Annotated in this window: 18 protein-coding genes, 1 tRNA gene and 1 riboswitch; of the genes, 16 read left to right on the top strand and 3 right to left on the bottom strand. The window is 63.6% G+C overall.

What is annotated here, in order from left to right; translation table 11 throughout:
• Position 1 precedes the first annotated feature (1 nt).
• Positions 2–1,675: a Na/Pi cotransporter family protein gene (locus AB1384_03225; protein MEW6553283.1), complete on the bottom strand. Its 1,674-nt coding sequence runs from the start codon at positions 1,673–1,675 to the stop codon at positions 2–4.
• Positions 1,676–2,073: 398 nt separating this feature from the next.
• On the opposite strand from AB1384_03225, the gene AB1384_03220 reads away from it, so the two are divergent.
• From AB1384_03220 to AB1384_03155, 14 genes are all read left to right on the top strand, one after another.
• Positions 2,074–2,865, top strand: coding sequence for an enoyl-CoA hydratase/isomerase family protein (locus tag AB1384_03220; protein MEW6553282.1), 792 nt, complete (start codon positions 2,074–2,076; stop codon positions 2,863–2,865).
• A gap of 99 nt (positions 2,866–2,964) precedes the next feature.
• Positions 2,965–4,134: an acyl-CoA dehydrogenase family protein gene (locus tag AB1384_03215; protein ID MEW6553281.1), complete on the top strand. Its 1,170-nt coding sequence runs from the start codon at positions 2,965–2,967 to the stop codon at positions 4,132–4,134.
• A 277-nt stretch (positions 4,135–4,411) separates the two neighbouring features.
• Complete coding sequence (locus AB1384_03210) at positions 4,412–5,410, top strand: 2-hydroxyacyl-CoA dehydratase family protein (GenBank protein ID MEW6553280.1); 999 nt, start codon at positions 4,412–4,414, stop codon at positions 5,408–5,410.
• A 120-nt stretch (positions 5,411–5,530) separates the two neighbouring features.
• On the top strand, positions 5,531–5,920 hold the full coding sequence (gene queD / locus AB1384_03205; GenBank protein ID MEW6553279.1) for a 6-carboxytetrahydropterin synthase QueD: 390 nt from the start codon (positions 5,531–5,533) through the stop codon (positions 5,918–5,920).
• Positions 5,917–6,618, top strand: a complete 702-nt coding sequence (locus AB1384_03200; protein ID MEW6553278.1) for a 7-cyano-7-deazaguanine synthase — start codon at positions 5,917–5,919, stop codon at positions 6,616–6,618. Before queD ends, AB1384_03200 begins: the two co-directional genes overlap by 4 nt.
• A gap of 35 nt (positions 6,619–6,653) precedes the next feature.
• Positions 6,654–7,241, top strand: a complete 588-nt coding sequence (locus tag AB1384_03195; protein MEW6553277.1) for a DUF366 family protein — start codon at positions 6,654–6,656, stop codon at positions 7,239–7,241.
• Between the two features lie 29 nt (positions 7,242–7,270).
• On the top strand, positions 7,271–8,011 hold the full coding sequence (locus AB1384_03190) for a 7-carboxy-7-deazaguanine synthase QueE (protein MEW6553276.1): 741 nt from the start codon (positions 7,271–7,273) through the stop codon (positions 8,009–8,011).
• A 28-nt stretch (positions 8,012–8,039) separates the two neighbouring features.
• Positions 8,040–8,933 (top strand): MBL fold metallo-hydrolase, encoded by an 894-nt coding sequence (locus AB1384_03185; GenBank protein ID MEW6553275.1) that lies wholly within the window; start codon positions 8,040–8,042, stop codon positions 8,931–8,933.
• On the top strand, positions 8,930–9,547 hold the full coding sequence (locus AB1384_03180; protein ID MEW6553274.1) for a DUF3786 domain-containing protein: 618 nt from the start codon (positions 8,930–8,932) through the stop codon (positions 9,545–9,547). The genes AB1384_03185 and AB1384_03180 overlap by 4 nt, the downstream gene beginning before the upstream one ends.
• A 141-nt stretch (positions 9,548–9,688) precedes the next feature.
• Positions 9,689–10,189 carry an HNH endonuclease gene (locus tag AB1384_03175; protein ID MEW6553273.1) on the top strand — a complete coding sequence of 167 codons (501 nt, stop codon included), beginning with the start codon at positions 9,689–9,691 and terminating at the stop codon, positions 10,187–10,189.
• The gene (locus AB1384_03170; GenBank protein MEW6553272.1) at positions 10,186–11,193 is read left to right on the top strand and encodes an MBL fold metallo-hydrolase; all 1,008 of its coding nucleotides are present in this window, start codon (positions 10,186–10,188) and stop codon (positions 11,191–11,193) included. The genes AB1384_03175 and AB1384_03170 overlap by 4 nt, the downstream gene beginning before the upstream one ends.
• A 99-nt stretch (positions 11,194–11,292) precedes the next feature.
• Positions 11,293–11,367: transfer RNA gene (locus AB1384_03165), tRNA-Arg, on the top strand.
• Positions 11,368–11,432: 65 nt separating this feature from the next.
• Entirely contained in the window at positions 11,433–11,954 is a 522-nt protein-coding gene (locus tag AB1384_03160; GenBank protein MEW6553271.1) for a tetratricopeptide repeat protein, read from the top strand.
• A gap of 5 nt (positions 11,955–11,959) precedes the next feature.
• Positions 11,960–12,178 carry a hypothetical protein gene (locus tag AB1384_03155; GenBank protein MEW6553270.1) on the top strand — a complete coding sequence of 73 codons (219 nt, stop codon included), beginning with the start codon at positions 11,960–11,962 and terminating at the stop codon, positions 12,176–12,178.
• Positions 12,179–12,191: 13 nt separating this feature from the next.
• On the opposite strand, the gene AB1384_03150 is transcribed toward AB1384_03155, so the two are convergent.
• Together AB1384_03150 and AB1384_03145 are read right to left on the bottom strand one after the other, a co-directional pair.
• On the bottom strand, positions 12,192–12,746 hold the full coding sequence (locus AB1384_03150) for a DUF1844 domain-containing protein (protein MEW6553269.1): 555 nt from the start codon (positions 12,744–12,746) through the stop codon (positions 12,192–12,194).
• Between the two features lie 113 nt (positions 12,747–12,859).
• Positions 12,860–13,903 carry a M48 family metalloprotease gene (locus AB1384_03145; protein MEW6553268.1) on the bottom strand — a complete coding sequence of 348 codons (1,044 nt, stop codon included), beginning with the start codon at positions 13,901–13,903 and terminating at the stop codon, positions 12,860–12,862.
• 164 nt (positions 13,904–14,067) lie between these two features.
• Positions 14,068–14,162, top strand: a riboswitch (TPP riboswitch).
• A 170-nt stretch (positions 14,163–14,332) separates the two neighbouring features.
• Between AB1384_03145 and thiE the strand changes: the two genes are divergently transcribed.
• Together thiE and thiC are read left to right on the top strand one after the other, a co-directional pair.
• On the top strand, positions 14,333–14,977 hold the full coding sequence (thiE, locus tag AB1384_03140) for a thiamine phosphate synthase (protein MEW6553267.1): 645 nt from the start codon (positions 14,333–14,335) through the stop codon (positions 14,975–14,977).
• 3 nt (positions 14,978–14,980) lie between these two features.
• Positions 14,981–16,294, top strand: a complete 1,314-nt coding sequence (gene thiC / locus AB1384_03135; GenBank protein MEW6553266.1) for a phosphomethylpyrimidine synthase ThiC — start codon at positions 14,981–14,983, stop codon at positions 16,292–16,294.
• Positions 16,295–16,300: the final 6 nt, after the last annotated feature.

The raw sequence follows: 16,300 nt of genomic DNA, 5'->3' as shown, positions 1-16,300 counted from the left end.
CTCAGAGTTTCTGCAGCTCCCCGGTGGTGACGTGCCCCACGTTGTTGGCCAGGTCGCCTACACGCTCCAGGTTGCTCAGGGCGTCCAGGTAGATGACCCCCACGGTCCCGTTGCATTCCCCGCGGTTGAGGCGTTTGAGGTGGTTGCCGCGGAACCTCGAGGCCATCTCGTCGACCTGGTGCTCGAGGTTCTGGAAATGTCGCGCCGCTTCCTGGTCCTGGACCTCGAAGGCATCGACGATGCCGCCGTACATCTCCAGGGTGGTGGTGGCCAGCTCGTCCAGCTCCACGGTGGCTGATTCCGTGAAGCCCTCGCCGCTCTCCGACCTGTTCACCGCCAGGTACATGATGTTCTCGGCATGGTCTCCGATGCGCTCGATATCGTTGACGGCGTGCATGAACCCCACCAGCTGCTCCGATTGTTCGTCGGTCAACAACTCCTGTGACAGCTTGGAGAGGTACTCGGTGATGGAGTTGGCCAGCCCGTCCACGATGGACTCCATCTCCAGCAGTTGCTTCTTGCCTCCGCGGTCCAGTTTCTTCAGATAGCCCATGCTGGTGCGGAGCATGTCCAGGGTGATGCGGCCCATGCGGGTGATCTCCTTGCGGGCCATCTCCAGGGCCATGGAGGGGCTGTGGAAGATACGCGGGTCGAGGAAGAGGGGGTCGCGCTCTATCTCCGGCTCGGCGCCGCGCTTGATCTTCTTGATCAAGCCCGCGAAGGGGGTCAGCCACGGCAGCCAGGCCAGGGCCAGGATGACGTTGAAGATGGTGTGGGCCCAGGCGATCTGGCGCCCGATGTTGTCCGGGCTGGCGCCCAGTCCCTCGCTGACCCAGCGCACCAGGGTCGGGTACCAGCCCAGGAAGGGCAGGACTATGATGACCGCTACGATCTTGAAGAGGTAGTGCGCCCAGGCTACCCGCTTGGCGGGGAGGCTGGTGCCGATGCTGGCGATCCAGGCGGTGATGCAGGTGCCGATGTTGCAGCCCAGGATGATGGGTATGGCGATACGCAGAGGGTCGGCGCCGCCCAGGCTGAGCACGCCTGTTGCGCCCATGGCCACCACCAGCGAGGTGGTCGCCGAGGAGCTCTGTACGATACTGGTTATGATGATGCCCAGCAGCAATCCCAGGAACCAGTTGCTGCCCAGGGTGGTGATCCAGCTCTCGAAGGTGCCTGAGTTCTTCAGCGGGGCCATGGCGCCCTTCATCACCTCCATGCCCAGGAAGAGCAGGCCGAAACCGAGGACGACCTCGCCGCTGTATTTGACCACCCGGCGGCTTCCCACCATGAACATCAAGAGGCCGACGCCGATGCAGGGGAATGAGAGGTAGAGGATCATGTTGAAGGCGACGATCTGGGCGGTGATGGTGGTGCCGATATCCGCCCCCAGGATGACCCCCAGGGTCGAGGTGAAGGTCATGAGGCCGGCGTTGACGAACCCTACCAGCATGACCGTGGTCGCCGAGGAGCTCTGGATGATGGCGGTGACCGCCGTGCCCGTGGCCAGGCCACGGAAGCGGTTCCTGGTGACGGTCTCCAGAAGCCGGCGCAGACGGTCTCCCGCCGCCAGCTGCAGCCCCTCGTTCATGAGGATCATGCCGTAAAGGAAGAGGCCCAGACCCCCGAAGAGCACGATTATCCCGAACCAGATGGAGGTGGCCTCAAGAGTCATGGGATATCACCATGGTCCTTACTTCGACTCCCCGCGTTATGCTCCTTTCCGAGGCGAGATTATATATGTAAAGAGGCCTTCCCTCAAGAAGGTCCCGGTACCGTGTTCATAGCTTTTCGGGGCACCGGAACCCCCTGATGAGCTGGGTCTATATGTATTTCCGGGAGCGCGGCTTTGTTGACTGTCCATGGGGTTGGTGATAATCTGGTTAAGGTTCGCCTGCAGGTAGGGGCCGGTATTGAAAAGCGGCCCCCCACCCGCATCTTGACTCCGAGGGATGGGATTCTCACCCTAGGACGCAGACGCCGGGAAGCCCCGGATTTAAAGGAGGAGGTGAGAACCGTAAACCCAGGTTCTTATCCTGAAGGCCGATAACTCACGGAAAAGAGAGGTGGCGTATGGCGTACGACTATAAGCTGGTAAAGGTAGATGTCGTGGACGGGGTGGCCACGATGACCCTCAACAACCCTCCCGTAAACCCCATCGATGCCGAGGTGGCCCTGGAGATAGGTCAGTGCGCCGATGAGCTGGCCATGGACGACGGCGTGAGGGCCGTGGTGATCACGGGCGGAGAGAAACATTTCGCGGCTGGGGCGGACATCAAGATGATGGTGGAGATGAACCCGGTGGTCGTGGGCAAGTACGTGGGCAGACTGCAGGAGAGCTTCACCAAGGTCGAGAACATCCCCAAACCGGTCATCGCGGCCGTCAACGGGTTCGCCCTGGGGGGCGGTTGCGAGATGATCATCTGCGCGGACTGGCGCTTCGCCCACGAAAACGCGAAGATCGGCCAGCCCGAGATACTCCTGGGCATCATCCCCGGCGCCGGGGGGACCCAGAGGCTGCCGCGGCTCATCGGACCCGCCAAGGCCAAGGAGATGATCTACAGCGGCCGCATCTACAGCGCCCAGGAGTGCCTGGAGATGGGGCTGGTGCAGAAGGTGGTAACGGGAGAGGATTCGGTCATCGCCGAAGCCCAGAAAGTGGCCTCAAAGTACGCCAACGGTCCGGCGGTGGCCTTGGCCATGGCCAAGAAGGCCATCAACAAGGGAATGGAATGCTCCATCGAGGAGGGGCTGATCATCGAGGGGCACGGCATCACCCTCTGCTTCGCCTCCGAGGACCAGAAAATAGGTATGCGCACTTTCCTGGAGGAGGGCCCGGGCAAGGCCAAGTTCGTAGGGAAGTAAGAGGCATACTCGATGATATAGATGGTCGGGACAGTTCAGACCGAAGGGAATCGGAGACCCAGATTCCGCTGGAGTTCGAAGAGGTAAGGAGGTTCTTTTATGGTAGATTTCGAACTCACCGAGGAGCAAAAAGCAGCCGTCAAGATGGCGCACGATTTCGCGCTCAACGAGATGCGGCCCGTCGCCCTGGATTGCGACAAGGAAGGCAAAGTTCCCGACAGCCTGGTGAAGAAGGCCGCTGCGGCCGGCCTTACGGCCATGGCCATCCCGGAGGAGTACGGCGGAGGCGGGCTGGACCAGATCACGGCCTCTATGGTCAGCGAGGAGCTCGCCTGGGGATGCGCCGGTATCGCCACCACCCTGGGTGCTAACAGTCTGGCCACGACGCCCATGGTCATCGCCGCAAACGAGGAGCAGAAGAAGGAATACTTCCCGCGCCTCTGCGACCCCGATGACCCCAAGTTCGCGGCTTTCTGCCTCACCGAGCCGGGAGCGGGATCGGACGCGGCGGCCCTCTCCACCGTCATCAAGGAGGAGGGTGACCATTACCTGCTCAACGGGCAGAAGTGCTTCATAACCAACGGCGGCATCGCCGACTTCTATTCCGTCTTCTGCACCTTCGACAAGGAGAAGAAGTACGGTGGTATCGGCGCGGTGATAGTGGAGCGCTCATACGACGGCGTCTCCGTGGGCAAGCACGAGGACAAGATGGGCATCCGGGCCTCGGACACCTCCGAGGTCATCTTCGACAACGTCAAGGTGCCTAAGGAGAACCTCTTCGTGCCCATGGGGCAGGGTTTCTACAACGTCATGACCACCCTGGACCTGACCCGTGCCAGCGTGGCCGCCCTGGCCACCGGCGTGGCGCGCGCCGCCTTCGAGGAAGCCCTCAAGTACTCGAAGGAGAGGGTCCAGTTCGGGCGTCCCATCATCGCCCAGCAGTCCATCAACTTCATGCTGGCCGAGATGGCCATGAAGGTCGAGGCGGGAAGGCGCCTCTACCAGCTAGCGGCCTGGAAGGCTTACAAAGGCCTGCCGTGCTCGCTCGAGTCATCCTACGCCAAGGCCTTCTGCGGCGACATGTGCATGGAAGTGACCGTGAACGCGGTGCAGGTGCACGGCGGCTACGGCTACATGAAGGAATACCTGGTGGAGAAGCTGATGCGCGACGCGAAGATCATGCAGATCTACGAGGGCACGGCCCAGATCCAGCGCCTGGTCATCGGCGCCAACCTCATGGGTGTCACCGACACCTACCCCTGGGGGTAGCCACGAACGAAAAGGGGCGCCTGCGGGCGCCCCTTTTTCATGCCATCAGGCCAAGCTACGATTGTTTGCATCGCGCGAGCCGGTCTTTTTACGACACGGAAAGATTTTTTTGCGAGGAGGCAGCCGACGTGGCAAGCTCGATTGTGTGCCACGTTTCGACAATCGCGTCATTATCACGACGGCGTCCAGCGCCTGGACAAAACAGCAGACCGTGTTGTTTTTATTGGTTGATAGACGTTTTGTCCGGGCCTGGCACGGACACGTAGCGGGAGCTTGCATGGCAAAGATAGGAATAACCACTACCGTACCCATAGAGGTCATCTACGCGGCGGGACATGTGCCGGTGGACCTCAACAACGCCTTCGTCTCCCATGGCGACCGTGAGGGGCTGATAGAGGACGCCGAGACCGTCGGGTTCCCACGCTCTTTCTGCGCATGGACCAAGGGCATCTATGGCGTGGTGAAGAAGACGCAGGACATGGCGGCCGTGGTCGCCGTGACCCAGGGGGATTGCTCCAATACCCACGCCCTCATGGAGACGCTGCAGTCCGAGGGGCTGGAGGTGATACCCTTCGCCTATCCCTACGAGCGCGACCACGGGCTGTTGCGGGCACAGATGGACGTTTTCATTCAACGCCTGGAGACGGACGAGACGGCGGTTCGGGCGGCCATGGAGAAGTTGGATGCAGTCCGCTGCAAGGCCCACGAGATAGACCGCCTGACCTGGGAGGAAGGCCTGGTGAGCGGTTTCGAGAACCACCTCTACCTGGTGAGCTGCAGTGACATGGAGGGTGATCCCGACGCCTTCGGGGCGAAGCTGGAAGAGTTCCTGGTGACGGCGAGGGAACGGGCGCGGGACGTATCCTGGCGCCGCGCCGCGGATATGGTGCGACTGGGATACCTGGGGGTGCCGCCCATAGCGCCGGAGCTCTATGACCACCTGGAAGCCCTGGGCGCGCGGGTGATATTCAACGAGACGCAGCGCCAGTTCAGCCTGCCATCCTGCGCCCCGGACCTGGTGGAGAAGTACCGGCTCTACAGTTATCCCTACTCCGTCTTCTACCGCCTGGAGGACATCGAACGCGAGGTGGAGCGACGGCACCTTGACGGGGTGATCCACTACGTGCAGAGCTTCTGTTTCCGCCAGGTAGAGGACATCATCATCCGCAGGCGCCTGGACGTCCCCGTGCTCACCCTGGAGTTGGACCGCTGCGATGCCATAGACGCAAGGACCGCGACGCGTCTCGAGAGCTTCGTCTCCATGCTTGAAGAGTGAACGGGCTCTGCGCCGCGGCGCCGGCGTTCACCATACCGCCGATGCTCCATGCGGGCGAAACGTATATACTTACTATTGATGTTGATGTCACCGGTCGTGCTTGAAAGGACGGGGGCGGAGATGGCCGGGACCTTCGAGATCAGCGCCGGTACCCACTTCGATGCGGCGCATATGCTCAGGGACTACGACGGTCCATGCGCCCGCATGCACGGCCACAACTTCAGGGTGCGGGCGGCACTGGCAGGATCCCGGCTGGGCCCCTCGCATCTGCTGGTAGACTTCCACGACCTGAAGCGGCTCCTGGAGGAGATCATCGCCCCCTTCGACCACCGCTGCCTCAACGAGGTCGAGCCCTTTACGTATACCTCACCCACCTCCGAGAACATCGCGCGTTTCATCTATCTTTCGCTGCGGGAGCGGCTCGCGGCTCTTCCGGCGGGAGTGCGCCTGGCGTGGGTGAGCGTGTCCGAATCCCCCGACACCGAAGTGGTCTACCGGGAGGAAGCGTGAGCGGGGGGCGCAACCTGGTCCTCCTCTCCGCTGGACTGGACTCCGCCGTAAACCTGCTCATGGCGATGGAACACGGTGGGGTGGATGTGGCGGTGACGGTGGATTACGGGCAGCGTGCGGCGCGCCGCGAGGTGGAGAGGTCGCGCGCCCTGTGCGAAACGTATGGCGTCGACAACCTGGTCCTGGACGCGACCTGGCTGGCGGAGGTGGGGGGAGGCGCCTTGACCAGCCCGCAGGCCGACCTGCCCGGGGTGGAGCCGGAACAGCTCGCCGACCCGGTCCAGGCTCATGAGAATATGAAAGCGGTCTGGGTGCCCAACCGCAACGGCCTGCTGGTCAACATGGGGGCCTGTGTAGCCGAGTCCAGGGGACTTAGGTGGGTGATCATGGGCCTCAATGCCGAGGAGGGGGCCGCCTTTCCCGATAACACCGCGGCGTTCGTGCGAGAGACCAACCGCGCCCTGGGCTACTCCACGCTGTCCCGGGTCAGGGTGCGCAGCTTCACCGTTGGATGGGATAAACTGGCAATCATGCGCGAGGCAATACGGCGTGAGCTGGACTTTCGCTATGTTTGGTCATGCTATAATGGGGAAGAAAAGATGTGCGGTTCGTGTGAATCCTGTGTCCGCCTCCTCGCGGCAGCTTCGCTCCTGCGGGTCACGGGGAGGCTCGAAAGGCTTTTTTCGCGCATGCCATGAACAGGGTTGTCGGAGGGTAGAGATATGGAGGGGCCATGAAAGGCAAGTACATCAAGGGCAAGAAGATCACCTACGACGGCAGCCAGCTGCGGTCTCTGTATGCTTATTCCGAGTACGACGTGCAGGGGGACTCCATCCTGGCCTTCCGCGGTCCGTGTAGGGTGGGGGTCGAGGACCTAGTGGACATGGAAGACCGCAAGAACCGCGCCGAGATCGGCAGCGAGGAGATGGCTCATTTCCTGATCGAGATGTTCGATACTGACCTGGACCGCGCCGTGGTCATGCAGAGACTGTTCCTCTGCGTGGTCAAGGACGTCATCGAGGAGCTGAAGCCGGAACTGTTCATCGTCAGGAAGGGCGATGACCTCTACATCGAGGTGGAGGTGGAAGAGGGAGAGGAGGAGAACCGCAAGCTCACCGTCTCCGTGGCCACCGTGAGCCCGGTATCCACCCTCATCCACCTGGGCATCAACGTCTCCAGCGACAACACCCCGGTGCCCACCCTGGGCCTCGAAGACCTGGACGTGCCGGTGGACGACTTCATCCTCAAGGTGCTGCAGGGATTCATCGGAGAGGTCAAGGGCATCGAGGAGGCGCGCTGCAAGGTCAGAGGCGTTTCCTGATAAGGCCCGAAGATGGACCGGGCCCGCAGATGAGCCGGGAACTGTTTATCCACGAGATCTTCCTCTCCTTTCAAGGCGAAGGGGTCCTGGTCGGCGTCCCCCAGGTCTTCGTCAGGCTGTCGGGCTGCAACCTGCGCTGCAGCTACTGCGACACCCCGGCGGCGTGGGAGCGGGCGGAGAAGTGCATGCTGTTCCCGTGGGACGGACAGCCCGATGAGGTCCGGAACCCCCTGGAAACCGCCGGCGCGTTCGACCGGATCGCTTCCTTCTGGCACCCCGCCATGCATTCCGTCAGCGTAACCGGCGGCGAGCCGCTGCTGCAGGCGGCGGCGCTGGAGGAGTTGCTCCCCCTTCTCAAACGGGCGGGGATGCGCGTATATCTTGAGACCAACGGGACCCTGGCGGAGGAGCTTGCGGCGGTAATGCCCTGGACGGACTGGATCGCCATGGATATCAAGCTCCCATCCTCCCAGGGGGGAGAAGACCTCAGCGGCCGCCACCGTGCTTTCCTGCGGCAGGCGGCGGGGGCGGAGCTCTTCTTAAAGATGGTCATCACAAGGGAGAGCTGTGGCGCCGAGGTCGAAGAGGCCTGCCGCGCAGTGGGCAGCGCGGCACCCGGAAGAACACTGGTTCTGCAGCCGGTATCGCCCCGGCCGGGCGAAACGGGGATGAACCCGCGCCAGGCTTGGGAGCTGTACCTCATCACGAGACAGTTCTTCGCGGACGTGCGTGTTGTCCCCCAGGCCCACCGCGCCTGGGGCATAAGATGATCGAGCCCACGGTTCGCAGGGGGGAAAGATGACCGAAGTGCGGGCGGTCGCGGAAGGCATCTGGCTGATAGACACGGCCATGGCGGATGTGCCCGGGTTCACCGCCGTCTATGCGCTGCGGGGAGACGCAGGCGCGGCGCTGGTGGACGCCGGGATATCGGTCAGTTACGGGACGGTCCTTGAAGGCCTCGACGAGGCGGGCATACTCCGGGAAGAGGTACAGTATATCATCGTCACCCATATCCATCTCGATCATGCCGGCGGCGCCGGTCACCTGATGCGCGAGCTTCCCAACGCCAGCGTGGTGGTTGCGCGCAAAGGCCTGGATATCCTGGCCGACCCGGCGCGGCTGGTGGCGAGCGCGCGCCGCTCCCTGGGCAGGATCGCCGACATGTACGGCGACATGGAGCCCATCGCCAGGGAGAGGCTCGTGGGCGCCGAGGACATGGAGAGCGTCTCCCTGGGAAACAGGACATTGCGTATGGTCCCGGCTCCCGGCCACGCCTCCTCCCACATCTGCGTGGTCGACGAGACCTCCGGGACCCTGTTCAGCGGCGACTCCCTCGGCCTCTACCTCGCCCCCGAGGGAAAGGTGATCCCGGTGACGCCGCCCCCCGATTTCGACCTGGAACAACAGCGCCACACCCTGGAGCGCCTTGCGGCCCTTGGCTGCGGCCGCACATGCTTCACCCATTTCGGCTGCGGTGGCGCCAGCACCGAACTGGCCCGGCTGTCATCGCACAACCTGGAGCTGATGGTGGAGGCGGTGAGCGCCATGGGTCCGGACGGCGATCCCAAGCGGACCGCCGGGCGGCTAATGCGCATCATGGACGTGAGTTCCCCCTATGGTATTTTCATGTTCGGAGGCGTGAGCCTGCTCAACGTACACGGCATATCGCGCTGCCTAGGGAGGGAGAGATGACACAGGAATACGGACCGGACCAGTTGCGGGAGGCCAGGGAGAAAGCGCGCCGCGAGCTGGCAGCACTGGACCCGTCCTGGGTATCGTCACGTTCTGGCACGTTGTATTCGTACGCCGGTGGCTGGTTCACCGTGCCGTTTTTCGGCGAGGATCACCGCGTGTCTTATCCGGACGGGGAGGTCACGCTGGCGGACGGCGTCCCCGCCAGCGGCATGGCGGAGATCATCATCCTCCACTATCTTGTGGGTGCGGACGGCACCCCTACGGCGGAGCAGTGGGTCTCCTACCGCGACCTCCCCGGGGCCCGTTACCACGAGCCCGCTTTCGTGGCCGAGGTGGAGGGACCGCTGTCGCGCGGTCTCGCGGGACGCCTGGATTCCCTGCGCGACTGGGCGCGGCACAACGCGCGCCACCTCGACCTCCCGGGAGACGTGGCCGTCGCCTGGGAGGTGCTGCCCCGCGTGCCCCTGCTCATCATCTTCAACGAGGCGGACGAGGAGTTCGGGGCCTCGGCCCGGGTCCTCTTCGATATCTCGGCACCCGGCTACCTGCCTACGGAAGACCTCTCGGTGCTGGCGGAGATCGCGGTGGACCGTCTGCTGGCCGTGGTCTGAGCGGGGTCGACCCGTGAGATGCAGATGGTTTATCATAAGGGCGAAGTGTCCGTGTCAAGGTAATAGAAAAGGAGGCCGAGGGCGCGCGGCGACAGGTATCTATCATCTTGAAGCGGTGTGCCGCCGGGTAATAAGGAGACGATGCGCAGGGTATTGGTCCTCAACGCTTCCTATGAGCCACTGAACCTGGTAAACGTCAAGCGAGCCGTGGTCCTCGTGCTCAAGAACAAGGCGGAGATCATCGAGGAGCGTGGCGAATACCTCCACTCCGAGCGCCTGATCATGCCTTTTCCCACCGTGATCCGGCTCGCGTATTACGTCAGCGTTCCCTATCGCGGCGTCTCCCTCAGCCGCCGCGCCGTTTTTCTGAGGGACAGGCACACCTGCCAGTACTGCGGGGATAAGGCGGAGAGTATCGACCACGTCATACCGCGCAGCCGGGGCGGGCAGCACGCATGGGACAACGTCGTCGCCGCCTGCCGCCGCTGCAACACCCGCAAGATGAACCGGCTGCCCTCCGAGGCCGGGCTCAAGCTCTCGCACAAGCCGGTCCCGCCCCATGACCACATCTGGATCTTCAGCCTGGCTACGGACATCCATCCCACCTGGGAACCCTACCTGGAAACGGCGCTGGTGGGATGATACCAGCGGGGATAGACCTGTCGGGAATGGTCAAGCCCATTCGCGAGGACATCCTGCACATCGATATACCCATAGAGCACGAGCTGAAGAACATCAGCCTGTACCTCTTCAAGGGCGAGTATCCCGCGCTCATAGACGCCGGGCCCTACCACCCGCTTCTCCAGGAACTCGTGACCGCGGCGCTGCGCTACGCGGGCATAGATGAGATGGCCTATATCTACCTCACCCATTCCCATATCGACCACTGCGGGCTGGCGGCGCGGCTGAGCGCCGCGACCGGGGCCCGGGTGGCGGCCCACCGCTACGAGCGGCCGCGCATCGAGGGAGCCGGAGACCGCCTGCGAAAGGAATACGGCTGTTATTCGTCCATGTCCTCCTCCATGGGGTTCCCCTCCGATATGGCCCAACTGGTGTTCGATCTTGCGTCGGTATGGAACAAGCTCTCGGAGCCGTGCCGCGTCGAAGTGCGGCTGGGCGGCGGAGAAACGGTGAAAGCGGGGGACCGTGAACTGGAGGTTATCCATACCCCCGGACACACCGCAGGGCACCTATGTTATTTCCTGCGCGGGGAGAAACTGCTCTTCTCGGGTGACCACCTCATGCGCACCATCACCCCCAACCCGGAACTCTACTGCCCGCCCTGGCGGGGATACATCACCGGACTGCCGCAGTTCCTCGTTTCACTACGGCTGCTGGAGTCCTACGACATCCACGCCGCGTATCCCGGCCACGGCAGGTCCATCCGCAAGGTGAGGAAAAGGATAGAGATAAACCTCCTCCACCACGAGCAGCGCCTGGAGAAGACCCGTGACGCGGTGGGCAGGGGTTGCCGCACGGTGTGGGAAGTGGCCCTGCAGCTCTTTCCGCAGGTGAGGAAGGGCCCGCCCGGCGTCGATCATTTCCTGGCCCTGAAGGAGGCACTGGGACACCTGCTCATCCTCGAAGAGCAAGGAGCGGTAAGGCGGGCCGACGAGGGAGAACTGTGGGTCTACCTGCCCGCCTGAGCCCGGGAATGCATCATGATGGCGGGAAATCACCGTGAGCCTGCATTGAAAAGCCCCTAGGCGCTTGTTAATATGGTTATGTTTTTTGGGGTCATCAGTGCCCTTGTAGCTCAGTGGATAGAGCAGTGGCCTCCGGAGCCACGTGCGGGAGTTCGAATCTCCCCAAGGGCGCCACTTTTTCAAAGGGAATCATGGTGCCAGGGACCACGCGCTGCTTCAATTGCACCAGGGAGATACCCGTGGGCGTCGATAACTGCCCCGTGTGCGGTTTCGCGCTGTCCGGGGGGCGCATCGAGGCCATCAAGGAGGCGGCCGAGCTGAACTCCCGCGCGCAACTCCACGATTCCAAGGGGGAGTGGGAGCAGTCCATACCCATGTACACCCGCGCCGTGGAGCTCTACCCGGAGTTCGTCGTCGCCCAGTACAACCTGGGCATTGCCCTTGGCAAGGTCAACAGGTTCGAGGAGGCCAAGGAGGCCTTGGGCAACGCCATCAGGCTCAAGCCCGATTTCGCCGCCGCCTACGCGGCTCGCGGAGACATCGACGCGGGGGTGGGGGATTACGACTCGGCCGTCAGCGATTATTCCATGGCCATCGAGTTGTATCCCGATTACGCCCAGGCGTACTATAAGCGCGCCCTGGCCTGGATAGGGAAGGACTGCGACTATGAGGCCCGGCAAGACCTGGAAGACTACCTGTTCTACAAGCCCCACGACGCCCGTGCGCGCAGGCGTCTGGAGAAGCTCAAGGAAGGAGCGTGAGCGCCATGGCCGAGATCGAGGGATTCCGGCGCATCTTCGGTGACCAGGTCGGCAGCGAACTGATGATCTGGACCTCGGGGGGACACTATTTCCGGGGCGACCTGCAGGAGATCACCGCCGACGGCTTCCTGGCCCTCAAGAACGTGAGCTGCACCCTGGCCGGCGAGAGGCACGAGCGGGAAATGGTCTACGTGAGCATACCCTCCATCGACGCCATCTCCTGAACCCGCACCGCTCTCAGGGCTGACCGCGCATCAACTGCACGAAATTCATCTGCATGTTGGCAAGGGTCCCCCTGAAGGGCTGCAGCAGCTCGGGGGGTACTTTCTCTTCCGCCGCCTTGATCATGGCCTCCAGGGTATCGATGGCCAGCCGGGCCTGGGAGAAGTCGCGGTATTTCAGGTTGACGTTCTCGGGCAGCCCCATCTTCATGTATCCGACGCTGGCGAGCTGGTTCATCATGGTGAGGACGATGTCCGCGACGGTCACCGTCTCCAGGCTCTCCTCCACCAGGCGGCGGAACTCCTCCTCGCTGAGTTCCTCTTTCTCCTCGGCAATAGTGGCGTTCCTGTCTTCCTCTTGCGCGGCCACTTCGGCCTCCGCATCGAGCAGGGCCTCGAACTCTTCCCTGGGCGGCTTCTCCTCAGGCTTTGCCTCTTTACGTGGCTTGTCCTCCGCGGCTTTCTTCGCGGCCGCCTTCTTCGCCGCGGGCTTCTTAGCCGTGGTCTTGCCGGGTGCCGGCTTGCCCGCCCCGCCCTTTGCCGTCTTCTTATCTTCCTTCTTCTCTGCCATTTCCCAAGCCCTCCTTTCGAAAGAGATTATACCCGATAACGCGGCCGTGTTTGCCTCCCTCGACCGACTCCCGAGCCGGGGCGGAACAGGTCGGGGCAGAACCCAGGCAGTGGTCAAATGGGATGGCCAACGGACTCTTGCAGCGCTCTCTCCCGCTCTGCCACGCTGGGAAGGTCGGGCCTCCGTTCGGCGAACACGCGCCCAGGCAGGGGCATGTTGGTCTCCCGCGCGCCAGAGACGATGACCGGGGTGTCCGGATCGCGGGCCGGCCGGGTCCGGTGCGGGATATGGGGGACGAAGGCCAGCCGCTGCAGGAAGCCGTAAGCCCTTTCGGCGTAGAGGGGCTGCATCTTGCGCATGGCGGAGACCAGCGCCTCGGGATCCATGGTCCACTTGACGGCCAGGTCATCCGCCAGGAAGAACTTGTCCCGGCAGCCGCCCAGGCCGGAGTCAAGGGCCCTGATGACCATCAGTACCAGGGGGAGCATCACCACGAAGTATAAGGCCGTCACCATCCCGTTGTTACCGGTGGTGTTGAGGAGGAAATGGGGGAGAAGAGCGAAGAGAAGCAGCACGACCAGGAGGATGCCCAGGCCGGAAAGGAGCAGCCCCTTCAGGGACCCCCCGGTCAGGTCGAGCGATCTCGTAAAGGCCCCCAGGGAGGTCCTGATCTCGGCGGCGTAGCTGTACCCCGCATTGAGCCTGGCTGTCTCGTGCGCGATAACGGCGAGTGTCTCGCCGTGGCTCAGCCCCTCGAGCAGCCCCCTGGTCAGGTATATGGTGCCCTTCTCCCTCCACCCGGAGGCGAAAGCGTTCATGCCGTCGCGATCTACATACATGAGGCGGGGTGGTTGGAGCCCGGAGGCGAGAAAGACCTCCTCGCAAATCTCTTGCAATCTCCGCTGGTAGGGCTGGGGAACGGCGGACGCCCTCAGGAGATGATCGAGGATGCGGTCACGCTCGCTGATGATGGCCATGACCGCGACCAGCACGCAGATATAGGCCAGCATGGCAACAGGGAGAGCCAGCGGAAAGCCGTCCGGCGCGGACGCGATCAGGGCATAGACGAAGAAAGGTATGGGGAGCGCGGCAAGGGAGGGAAAGAGGAACCGGACATACCTCCTTCTCCTGTGCATCCTGATGGCATCGTCAAGCATATGAACCCCCATATGCGTAGCGCGGCTGGCGGCCGCCCGGGAGGCCTCCGCCACCTGATGCTATTATGGACCAGGGACGGGGGTCCTTCAAAGCGGCAGATGCCCGTTGCCCTTGGTGACGGCCACGACCTGAGCTATTATAGAAATGGATTGAAAACCGTATAAACGCCATGTGGGGGTGCTCCCCGGCGGGAGCTGAGAGCATACTCCTGAACCTGATCTGGGTAATGCCAGCGGAGGAAACGTGGGTCACGATGGTGATGATGAGCCGCTTACCCGTTCAGGCAGCGGCTTTTCTAACGCTCGAGAGGATGCATCGCGTAAGCGATTGCGCCACCAGGAGGGTGGCGCAGCGGAGTCCAGCGCCGTGACGCTTCCGAGTGTCACGGCCTGGACGTGTACGTTGCGATAGGAGATGCGGAGCAAAATATGCTGAGGCACAGACTCGGGCTATACGTCATCACCTACGCGGATACGTCGGCGGGCGGTGGCCACCTGGACGTGGCCGCGGCGGCCCTGGAGGGCGGCGCGGACGCCATCCAGTTGCGTGCCAAGGAACTCGGCGGGAGAGAGATGCACGAACTGGCTTCCCGCATCTGCGCTATGGCCAGGCAGCGGGGGGACTGCATCTTCTTCGTAAACGACCGCGTGGACGTGGCCATGGCGTCAGGGGCTGACGGGGTGCACCTGGGCCAGGAGGACCTGGAGCTGGAAGCGGCGCGCTCCCTGGTCGGCGAGGATATGATCGTAGGCATTTCAGCCACCACGGTGGAGGAGGCGAAACGAGCCGAAGCGGGCGGCGCCGACTACCTGGGGGTGGGCCCGGTGTTCGCCACACCGAGCAAACCGGACGCGGTCTTACCCATGGGACTGGAGGGACTGGAGGAGATACGTGGCGCGGTCGCGCTGCCCATAGTGGCCATCGGCGGCGTCAGCGAGGCAAATGCGAGGCAGGTCTTCGATGCGGGCGCGGACGGCATCGCGGTGATCTCCGCGGTTACCGGGACCGCGGACATGGCTGGGGCGGTCCGGGCATTGCGCCGGCTGGTCGACGGCTGCTTGCGAGGGAGGTAACGGATGAGCAGGAACACTTTACTGGAGGAATTACGGCGGGGGAACGTGCCGCCCTTCCTGGACGAGCTGGCAGCCGCCGAGGGACTGGACCGCGGCGCTTTGGTGGAGGCGATGCTGGAGGGAACCGCGGTGGTCCCCTGCAACGCCACCCGCGAGATGGGGCGTCCCTGCATAGTCGGGGGAGGCTCGCGTACCAAGGTCAACGCCAACATCGGCACCTCCAGCGACTACACCGGCATCGAGGACGAGCTGGTGAAGCTGCGGGCCGCGGTGGAAGCCGGCGCCGACGCGGTGATGGACCTCTCCACGGGCGGCCCCATAGACAAGGTCAGGGACGCCGTCGTCGCGAACTCCCCCATACCCGTGGGCTCCGTCCCCATCTACCAGGCGGCGGTGCGTGCCCTGGACGAAAAAGGGAGCGTAGTCAGGATGACCCCGGACGACATGTTCCGCGCCATCGAGGACCACTGCGCCTCCGGCGTGGACTTCATCACCGTGCACTGCGGGGTGACCGCGAGGGTACTCGAGGCCCTCAGGGCCAACCCGCGCATCGCCGACATCGTCAGCCGCGGCGGCGCCTTCCTGGCGGGGTGGATCCTGCACCACGGCGAGGAGAACCCGCTCTACTCCGATTTCGAGCGCCTGCTGGAGATCGCCCGCAGGTACGAGGTCACCCTGTCCCTGGGTGACGGCCTGAGACCGGGCTGCATCGAGGACGCCACCGACGCCGCCCAGGTGGCGGAGCTGGTGGTCCTGGGCGAGCTGGTAAAGCGCTGCCGCGATGCCGGCGTGCAGTGCATGGTGGAAGGACCGGGGCATATCCCCCTGCACCAGGTGGAGGCGAACATCCGCATGGCCAAGAGCATAACCCGCGGCGCCCCTTTCTACGTGCTGGGGCCGTTGGTCACTGACGTGGCCGCCGGTTACGACCATATCGCGGCCGCCATCGGGGGGGCCGTCGCCGCCATGGCCGGCGCGGACTTCCTCTGTTACGTGACCCCGCGCGAGCACCTGGGGCTGCCCACCGCGGAGGACGTGCGCGAGGGGGTCGTCGTCACGCGTATCGCCGCCCATGCCGCGGATATAGCTCGTGGCGTACCGGGCGCGAGGGAGTGGGACCTGTACATGAGCATGGCCAGGAAAGGGCTGCGGTGGGAGGAACAGCTGCGGCTGGCCCTTGACCCGGTGAAGGCGCGGCGCCTCTTCGGCGAGCGGCAGGTGGAGGGGGAGGAGGCCTGCACCATGTGCGGCGATTTCTGCGCCATGCGCTTCATCTCGGAGTACCTGGGGCGCGAGGACCTCGCGGCCTGCGATTGAGGAATC

This window comes from Actinomycetota bacterium (genome assembly GCA_040757835.1).
Taxonomy (GTDB): Bacteria; Actinomycetota; Geothermincolia; order Geothermincolales; family RBG-13-55-18; genus SURF-21.
The sequence above is the reverse complement of the archived record's forward strand: the minus strand, read 5'-3'. Positions and strand labels throughout refer to the sequence as shown.